The sequence below is a fragment of the Porphyromonas sp. HMSC065F10 genome, from assembly GCF_001808555.1.
Lineage (GTDB): Bacteria > Bacteroidota > Bacteroidia > Bacteroidales > Porphyromonadaceae > Porphyromonas_A.
The window spans coordinates 1,615-10,620 of the sequence record NZ_KV793778.1; the positions used below are offsets into that span (position 1 = coordinate 1,615).

5 protein-coding genes are annotated in these 9,006 nt (G+C 53.0%); 3 read left to right on the forward strand and 2 right to left on the reverse strand.

The features are described from left to right. Positions 1-31 precede the first annotated feature (31 nt). A complete protein-coding gene (locus HMPREF2890_RS04035; RefSeq protein WP_070465777.1) occupies positions 32-895 on the reverse strand; it encodes a KPN_02809 family neutral zinc metallopeptidase in 864 nt (287 codons plus the stop codon). A 21-nt stretch (positions 896-916) separates the two neighbouring features. Beyond that, positions 917-1,729, reverse strand: coding sequence for a 3-methyl-2-oxobutanoate hydroxymethyltransferase (panB, locus tag HMPREF2890_RS04040; protein WP_070465780.1), 813 nt, complete (start codon positions 1,727-1,729; stop codon positions 917-919). 271 nt (positions 1,730-2,000) lie between these two features. Between panB and HMPREF2890_RS04045 the strand changes: the two genes are divergently transcribed. From HMPREF2890_RS04045 to HMPREF2890_RS04055, 3 genes are read left to right on the forward strand one after another with little or no spacing between them, the layout of a single operon-like run. Beyond that, on the forward strand, positions 2,001-4,061 hold the full coding sequence (locus HMPREF2890_RS04045) for a type I restriction-modification system subunit M (RefSeq protein ID WP_070465782.1): 2,061 nt from the start codon (positions 2,001-2,003) through the stop codon (positions 4,059-4,061). Between the two features lie 5 nt (positions 4,062-4,066). Next, entirely contained in the window at positions 4,067-5,341 is a 1,275-nt protein-coding gene (locus tag HMPREF2890_RS04050; protein ID WP_070465786.1) for a restriction endonuclease subunit S, read from the forward strand. Positions 5,342-5,372: 31 nt separating this feature from the next. Further along, positions 5,373-8,882: a type I restriction endonuclease subunit R gene (locus tag HMPREF2890_RS04055; protein ID WP_070465790.1), complete on the forward strand. Its 3,510-nt coding sequence runs from the start codon at positions 5,373-5,375 to the stop codon at positions 8,880-8,882. The last annotated feature ends 124 nt before the right edge of the window (positions 8,883-9,006 follow it).

Consider the following 9,006-nt stretch of genomic DNA (forward strand, 5'->3'; position numbering starts at 1 on the left):
CCGCAGATGGGGTATTATGCAAAGGTCTCTATCAGATCGATGGATCGGGCAGGCTAAAGGTATCGCCCCCCTCCAGCGTCCCCTCGCGGTAGCCCTTATAGAGCCACGCCATGCGTTGCTTAGAGGTACCGTGATTGAAGGCATCCGGCACCACGTACCCCTGAGCCTCCATCTGCAGCTTGTCATCCCCGATGGCGTGTGCCGCATTGATCCCCTCCTCGATGTCGCCCGGCTCGAGCGAACCGAAGCGCGCATCGTCGTAGTGTGCCCACATACCGGCGTAGTAGTCCGCCTGCAGCTCCAGCCGCACGCTGATCGCATTCGCCTCCGTCTTGCTCACCTGCGCCATCCGCGCATGCGCCTTATCGAGCGTGCCGAGGAGGTTCTGCACATGGTGCCCCACCTCGTGCGCAATCACGTAGGCGTAGGCAAAGTCTCCCCCGGCACCGAGCTGCGTCTTCATTTGGTTAAAGAAAGAGAGGTCTATATATAAGGTCTGGTCCGCCGAGCAGTAGAAGGGGCCCACCTGCGACGAAGCCCCACCGCAGCCACTCTGCACCGCATCGGTATAGAGTACCATCCGCGGTGGCGTATAGGTCTTGCCATACTTCGCAAAGATTTCCGTCCAGGCATCCTCGGTCCCCTTGAGGATCACCTTGGCAAAGGTGGCCATCTCCTCCTCCTCGGCCGTCGGGGTGTACGGCTCCTCCTGAGCTGCCTGCTGCGTGACGATCGCGCCACCGCCCTGCCGAAGCACATCGAGGGGATTACCCCCCATCAGCCAGGTGATCAGCCCGACGACGATCAGCCCCCCGATGCCCATGCTGGCACCCTTGACCCGCCTACCACGCCGGTCCTCTACGTTGCCGCTCTGTTGTCTTCCGTCCAGTCTCATATCTTTTTTTCTGATAGAAAATTAATAGCTCTCGGTCTCATTGGGAAACGACCCCTCTGCCACGGCGGCGGCATAGTCGTCAAAGGCGCGCACCATCGCCTCCCCCACTTCGCCGAAGCGGCGGAGGAACTTTGGTCTGAAGCCCTCAGTCATCCCCAGCATGTCCTGCATCACAAGGATCTGCGCATCGGTATCGGGGCCGGCACCTATGCCGATCGTCGGCACGGAGACCGCCTCCGTCACCCGCTTGGCGAGGGCGGCGGGGATCTTCTCGAGCGTGATCGCCGTGACGCCGATCTCGTCCAGCATCCGCGCATCCTCCAGCAGTCGCTCGGCGGCCGCTTCCTCCCTCGCCTGCAGGCCGTAGCCCCCGAGGCGGTGGATCGACTGAGGCGTCAGCCCCAGGTGCCCCACCACAGGGATATTTGCCCCGAGGATCATCTCCAGAGAGGCGCGGACCTCGCGACCGCCCTCCACCTTCACCGCATCACAGCCTCCCTCCTTCATCATCCGGATGGCGTTCTGCAGGGCGGCATAGGGGTCCCCATGCACGGTGCCGAAGGGCATATCCCCCATCACGAAGCAGTGGCGCACCGCACGTGTCACGCACTGCACGTGGTAGATCATCTGATCCAGCGTGATCGGCAGCGTCGTCGGGTGACCCGCCATCGTATTGGATGCCGAGTCGCCCACAAGTATCGCATCGATGTGGCTCCTGTCCACGAGGAGGGCGGAGGTATAGTCGTAGCAGGTGACGCAGGCAAGCTTCCGCTGCCCCTTCAGCTCCGCAAAGTCTCTTGCGGTAATCTTCTTACGCTCGGTTTTCTCAGTCATATCTTGATTGTCGATTGATTTCTCTCTCACAAAGGTACCCCATTCTCCCGAGACAGATTCTCGCCCTGATCTAATACCGATATTAGTTTTCTCTAATACCGATATTAGAGATCTCTAATATCGGTATTAGAATTTGGCCCCATTCAGGCGGTCGGGCAGAGAGGTCGCCGAGCAGACACCCCCTTTCAGGGCAGAGGTAGGCTACTTGCTCAAGAGTAGGTATATTTGGGATGGTATTACCCCCACACATAGAGATAAAGTTGGTAGCATAATGACAGCACAAGAACTGGGACAGCATATCTGGAGCATCAAGGAGAGCATACGCGGACTATACGACGACAGCGAGGTGGAGGATGTGATCCTCCCCTTTACGCTGCTACGCCGTATTGACTGCGTACTGGAGAGCAAGCGAGAAGTGATCGCAAAGGGACTGGAGAGCGTGACAGACGAGAAGAAGCGGGCATACAAGCTCAAGTCGCTGATGAATAAGTACCACCTCCCCTTCTACAACCACTCTGGTCTCTCGCTGCAGAAGCTCCTCGCCTCGCCACTCAATCTCAGAGACAACTTCAAGGTCTACCTCAATGGCTTCACCGATAATGTCAAGGACATCCTCTCCAACTTTGTGCATGAAGATAGCTCCAGTGGCTCCACAGACCTCTCTCAGATCTATGCTCGCCTCGATCGGAGCAATAAGCTCTTCCCCGTGGTAGAGAAATTTGCACAGGTAGACCTCAGTCCCGAGGTGGTGGATAATACCATGATGGGTACCATCTTTGAGATTGTGGTGCGCTACTCCAAGGAGGCGACCAATACCAAGGCGGGGCAATTCTATACCCCTCGTGAGATTGTGCGACTGCTCGTAGCACTCACACTCAGTGGTAAGGAGAGCGAGCTATATCAGCCAGGGCGGATATTCTCTATCTACGACCCCTGCTGTGGTACAGGCGGCATGCTCACCGAGGGGAAGGAGTATATGAAGGAGATCTCGGGCATGCCCAACCTGAGGGTCAATCTATATGGTCAGGAGCTAAATGAAAAGACCTATGCCATCTGCAAGTCGGACCTCCTGATGAAGGGCGAGCTTCAAGATTTCGAGGACCATGTGATGCAGGGCAACACCCTGACCGATGACAAGTTTGCCCATAAGCGATTCAATTTTATGCTCGCCAATCCTCCCTTCGGCATGGACTGGGGCGACGACTATCGGGAGGTCTCTAGGGAGAGTACCACCGGCGGGAGGTTTGAGGCCGGACTACCCGACAAGAGCGATGGGTCGCTCCTCTTCCTACAGCATATGATCAGCAAGATGGACGAGGGGAGCGGCTCCCGGATCGGCATTGTGCTCAATGGGTCGCCCCTCTTCAATGGCGGTGCCGGCAGTGGCTGGAGCAATATCCGGAAGATGCTCCTCGACCGCAACCTACTCGATGCCATCGTAGCTCTACCGAAAAACCTCTTTTACGGCACCGATATCTCCACCTACCTATGGATACTGGACAATAACCGCCCTGTCGAGCGCCGCAGTACGGTGCTATTCATTGATGCCACCTACAAGGAGTTTGTGGTGCCTCTCCAGCGGTCACTCGGTAAGAAGCGCTTTGAGATCAGTGAGGAGGGGACACAGGAGATCCTCCGGATCTATCAGGAGTATGTGCCACTCTCTCGCACCATTCATGATGAGGAGACAGGCAAGGAGCGGAGTGTCGAGATCGCCAAGATACTGGACTATGACGACTTCCTCTACACCCAAGTGACCATCCGCCGACCGATGCGCCTCTGGTATCGGGATATCCCTGATCAGATCAGGGCACTGCTGGCAGAGGGTACCATCCCCGCACCCGATGCTCCTAAGCGACAGAGGAAGTGGGACTTCTTTGACCAGCTACTCACCCTGGAGGGTCTGGAGGAGCAAAGGAGCGACTACGAGCTATTTGACTACCTCAAGCAGCAGAAGGTGAAGTACAATAAGGGCAATATCAACGATGTGCGACGCCTCTTAGGTGAGGTGTCGGAGTCGGCACCTGAGGTCTACACCGATCCGCTCGACAGCTCCTCTCCAATGCTGGCGGACACCGCCCTTAATGATACCGAGTTGATCCCCTTCAAGGTGGATATCTGCGAATACATCCGAGAAGAGGTGCTGCCCTTCCGTCCCGATGCGTGGCGCGATGAGAGCCAGGACAAGATCGGTTGCGAGTTTCCGTTCACCAAGATATTCTACGAGTATCAGCCACTCCGCTCCATCGACGAAGTGCTCACCGACCTCAAAGCTCTGGAGTCGGAGAGTGATACTTCCCTCGACTCCTTTATCCGCTCACTGAAGCAGTGATAGTTATGCAACGATACGATAGCTATAAGCCCTCGGGCGTGGAGTGGATAGGAGAAGTGCCTTTTCACTGGAAAAAATGTAGGTTCAAAAACTTTCTTCAACTCATAACAACTCCATCTTTTTCCGAGACTAAAATAGGATTGGAAAATATTGAGTCATCTACAGGTCGATTCATACCCACAGAAACCACTTATGAGGGGAATGGCGTGGAGTTTAACTGTGAAGATATTGTTTATGGCAAACTCCGTCCTTACCTTAAGAAGGTATGGTTGGCAGAGTTTTCAGGTAATGCAGTAGGAGACTTCTTTATTTGGCGATGTCAAGGCAATGCAAAGGCTTCCTATGTTAAATATCTGTTATTATCAGAAGACTTTACCGATGTTGCAAATGGCTCCACTACTGGTGCAAAAATGCCAAGAGTAAGTTCTGATTTTATCCTAACCTTGGGGTACTTTCTTCCTCCGTTAGAGGAGCAGGAGCGGATAGCGGAGTATTTGGATCGGAGGTGTGCGGAGATTGATAGCATCATCAATAAGGAGGAGCAAGCCATCGCACTGCTGGACGAGCTGAAGCAAACCATCATCAGTGAAGCGGTTACCCGTGGACTCGACCCCACCGTCCCCCTCAAACCCTCCGGTGTGGACTGGATCGGCAATATCCCCGCCCACTGGCAGGTTAGTAGACTAAAAAACATAACTAGTTTATTCGGTCGAATAGGCTATAGAGGTTATACTGTAGCTGACCTAGTTAGCCTGGGTGAGGGGGTAATTACGCTTAGCCCATCAAATATGGTTAATGGCTCAATGGACTATTCTTTTTGTAGTTATTTAAGCTGGGAAAAGTACTATGAGTCACCTGAGATAATGATCAAGAATGGTGACGTTATACTTGTTAAAACTGGATCTACATATGGTAAAACCAGCTATGTAAGCGACCTTCCAATGGAAGCCACAATTAATCCACAGATAGTTGTTTTTAAACACATAGTAGGCAATAGTAAGTTCCTTTTCTATCTGCTTTGTACCAATTTCCTGCAACATCAAATTAAGAGAGGAGTTGGGGGTAGTACGATTCCTACACTATCGGAAGGGTTTATATTGAACTGTATGCATCCCCTTCCACCATTGGAGGAGCAGGAGCGGATAGCAGAGTATTTGGACCGGAGGTGTGCGGAGATAGATGAGGCTAAGGAGCGAAAGCAACGACAGATTGAGTTGCTGAGGGAGATGAAGCAAACGTTGATCAGTGATGCGGTGACGGGTCGTGTCAAGGTATTTTGAGGATAACGAAATTGAGGAGAAGAACTAAGCTATGATGAATCCACTGAATGAGACAGCACTCGAGGTGCATATCACGGAGGCACTACGGGAGAGTGACCTATACAACGAGCGGCATGCAAGTCAATTTGATATTGAGCGGCTCTGCGACCCTGAGATGCTGGAGCGCTTCCTGAGAGCGCAGGAGGATGTGTGGGAAAAGCTCGCCAAGAGATATGGGGAGAGGTGTGTGACGGAGGAGGTGATCAAAGTATTCAATGCCTATCTAGACCGTGGGCATAGTATCCTCACACTGCTCAATAAGGGATTGACGATTGCGGGGGTCCGCGTGAAGTTTGTACAATTCAAGCCGGAGCTTACGGATACCGATAGTGAGCCCTATCGGCTCTATCGTGCCAATTGCTTCTCGGTAGTACGGCAGCTACAGTATGGTACTCTTGGAGGTGATGCAGGTAAGGAGATAGATCTCTGTATCTTGGTCAATGGCTTGCCCCTCCTCACCTGTGAGCTGAAGAATGAGGGGACGGGGCAGAGCTACCACAATGGGATCTATCAGTATCGGTACGACCGTAGTCCCGCCAATCGGGTGCTAAGGAATTGTCTCGTACACTTTGTGGTGGATAATAGCTATGCCTTTATGACTACCGAGCTGAAGGGGGCTGAGACCCGCTTCTTGCCTTTCAATAAGGAGAGTACCAATCCGCTGGTGGAGGATGACTATCCTACCAGTTATATATGGCGTGAGGTGTGGCAGGCGGATAGTTTGCTGGACCTCATCCAGCACTTTATCAAGCGATACAAGGTCGCAGGAGGGAAGTATGTGACGATATTCCCTCGCTATCACCAAATGAGGGCGGTGCGTCTGCTGAGGCGACTGGTGCGGGAGGAGGGTCCCGGGCATAACTACTTGATACAGCACTCTGCCGGTAGTGGCAAGACGAAGAGTATGGCGTGGCTGGCACATCAGCTGGCTAATATGACGAATGCGGATAATACGCCGATCTTTGACTCTATCATAATGGTGACGGATAGGATTGTGCTCAATGTGAATATGGCTGAGGAGGTGGTAAACTTCCAGACAACGGCGGGCACGGTGAAGGATATCCGAAGGGGATCTAAGAAGCTGGCAAAGGCGATCGACGAGGGGGGACGAATCATCATCAGCACGGTGCAGAAGTTTGCCTTCGCTCTACAGAGCCTGAAGCGGGAGAAGAGTAGGAAGTATGCGGTGATCATAGATGAGGCACATACCGCTTTGGGCAACGAGAGTGCTAAGGACATCGCAACTGCTCTGACCACGGATAAAGAGCTGTCAGAGATGAAGGACTTTGACCCCTCGGAGTACAGCTCTCAGATGGATGCCCTGATGGCCTATACGCAACTGATGCGGGGGCAGATGCACCATATCAGTTACTTTGCCTTTACCGCTACACCAAAGGATAAGACCTTTGCCCTCTATGGTAAGGATGGCAAGGAGGCACATGATCTCTACTCGATGAAGCAGGCGATAGATGAGAAGTTTATCCTCGATGTGCTGCTCAACTACCGTAGCTACACCACTATGTATGGAGTGACGGAGAGTGGGAAGGTAAGCGAGGAGGATCTGCTGCGGCAGTTTGATGAGGACAAGGCGGTGGGGCTGATACTGACCAGCCTGGGTCAGGATACCTATATCATGACACGTAAGGCCTCTATCATGCTCGATCACTTTATGCAGCATACGATCAATAAGATCGGGCGGCGTGCTAAGGCGATGGTGGTCTGTGACTCACGCAAGGCGGCGGTGGGCTACAAGAAGCTTATCGACCGGCTGATCGCAAAGCACTACGGGGGTGCGATCAAGACGCTTGTGGCCTTCTCGGGTGAGGTGAAGGACGACAATGGAGTCTGCTACTCAGAGGGGAATATGAATGAGGGAGGAGTGACGGATGATGCCATCCGGAAGGCCTTTGAGGGGGATGAGTATAAGATCCTGATCGTGGCGGAGAAGTTTCAGACGGGATTTGACCAACCGCTCCTCCATACGATGTATGTGGATAGGCGCCTGGGTGGCATACAGTGCATCCAGACGCTCAGTCGGCTAAATCGCTGCTACCCGGGGAAGGAGGATACGATGATCCTCGACTTTAGGAACACTGCTGTCCAGGTGCAAGAGGCCTTCCAGCCATACTACACCAACATCTCCCTCGACGGCGAGGTGGATACGCAGCGTATCTATACTTGCAAGGAGGATATCGATCAGTATCAGATCTTTAATGAGGAGGAGGTGGATCGTGTGGTGCAGCTTGTGATTGACAATAAGGTGTCGTCTATCCCATCGATCTTGCTGAATATTGTGGAGGAGCGTGTGAAGGTGCTATCGACTGAGGATCAAGACCTATTCCGCAAGCAGGTGGATCGGTATGTGAGGCAGTATGGCTTTACGGCTCAGTTTTTTGACTTTACCGATCCAGAGCTGGAGAAGTATTATATCTTCTGCAAGCTGCTCTATAAGTTTCTCCCCTATACCAAGGAGACGCTCCCGATGGAGATACTGGAGCTGGTAGACCTGGAGAAGCTGCGGATCCAGATGAGCTATGACGGTGTGATCGAGCTGGAGGATGAGGAGGCGGAGATAAACTCGCCTCGTATGGGGGAGCCCACTGTGATGGTGCCAGATGAGCAGAGGTCGCTCAAGGAGATCCTCGACATGGTGAATAGCCCGTACGCTGACATCCTGAACGAGAATGATGTGGTGATCCGACAGATCTGGCAGGAGGTGATGGAGGACCCGGAGGTGAATGATGCTTTCCGTGCGGATAATACTTATGACGCGCTGATGAGCCTGGTGAAGGAGAAGTTTGATGAGAAGGTGGCGGATCAGATCGAGAGGTATTACGACTTCGCAGAGGTGATGGAGAAGGAGAAGGGCTTTTCGATGGTGCTCATGGAGCGATTTGTAGATGCTCTCTCCAGACAGACGAGGCGGCAGCAGGACTTAGTCTATAATGAGGAGTTGCTGAAGGAGAAGATTGTGAAGGTGATGGAGCCTGAGTTTGCAGAGATGAGCAAGTATATGCGACCTCTCTATGAGGTGGTGGAGTACCTCTTCTTTGTACTCAATGCGGAGAGTATCCCGAAATTAGATGGGATCAATGAGCTAGTAAAGGATACGCTTAATCAGGTCTACACAGCTCCTTCGCTCAGACTGGTAGATAAGAGACGCAACTTCAATCAGTTGATCACGAAGTATGAGGCTTTTCTGAAGAAGCTCTATTATCTCATCCATGAAGAGGAGATAGAGGGGCAATATGGGACTGACTCGTCGCTTGCCGATGCACTACATGCCTTTGGGAGTCTTTGGGGACTGAGGAATAATCCGAGTCCGGAGTATAAGAAGTTTGCAGACTACTTATCGATGGTGCGTCAGTGGAGAAATGATGAGTCGCATCTCGCACCGAGTGCCAGTGAGAACGAGGTAGAGCGCGCCACCACCATCTTGGTAGCCATGTACCTCTATGTGACGGGATGGTCGATCACTGATCTTGAGGAAGCCGGCTACTAACCCCTCTCGCCCATTGCGGAGCTTGTAAGTAAGCCGAGCAAACACCCTCACCCGGCGACCCGCAAGGGGTCGAGGCATAATGCGTACGCTTATATACATCGGTCGTCGGCACTTCGTGCCTCGA

Coding starts and splice junctions, on each gene's coding strand:
- HMPREF2890_RS04035 (WP_070465777.1), bottom strand. CDS start 895: ATGAGACTGGACGGAAGACAACAGAGCGGCAACGTAGAGGACCGGCGT.
- panB (WP_070465780.1), bottom strand. CDS start 1,729: ATGACTGAGAAAACCGAGCGTAAGAAGATTACCGCAAGAGACTTTGCG.
- HMPREF2890_RS04045 (WP_070465782.1), top strand. CDS start 2,001: ATGACAGCACAAGAACTGGGACAGCATATCTGGAGCATCAAGGAGAGC.
- HMPREF2890_RS04050 (WP_070465786.1), top strand. CDS start 4,067: ATGCAACGATACGATAGCTATAAGCCCTCGGGCGTGGAGTGGATAGGA.
- HMPREF2890_RS04055 (WP_070465790.1), top strand. CDS start 5,373: ATGATGAATCCACTGAATGAGACAGCACTCGAGGTGCATATCACGGAG.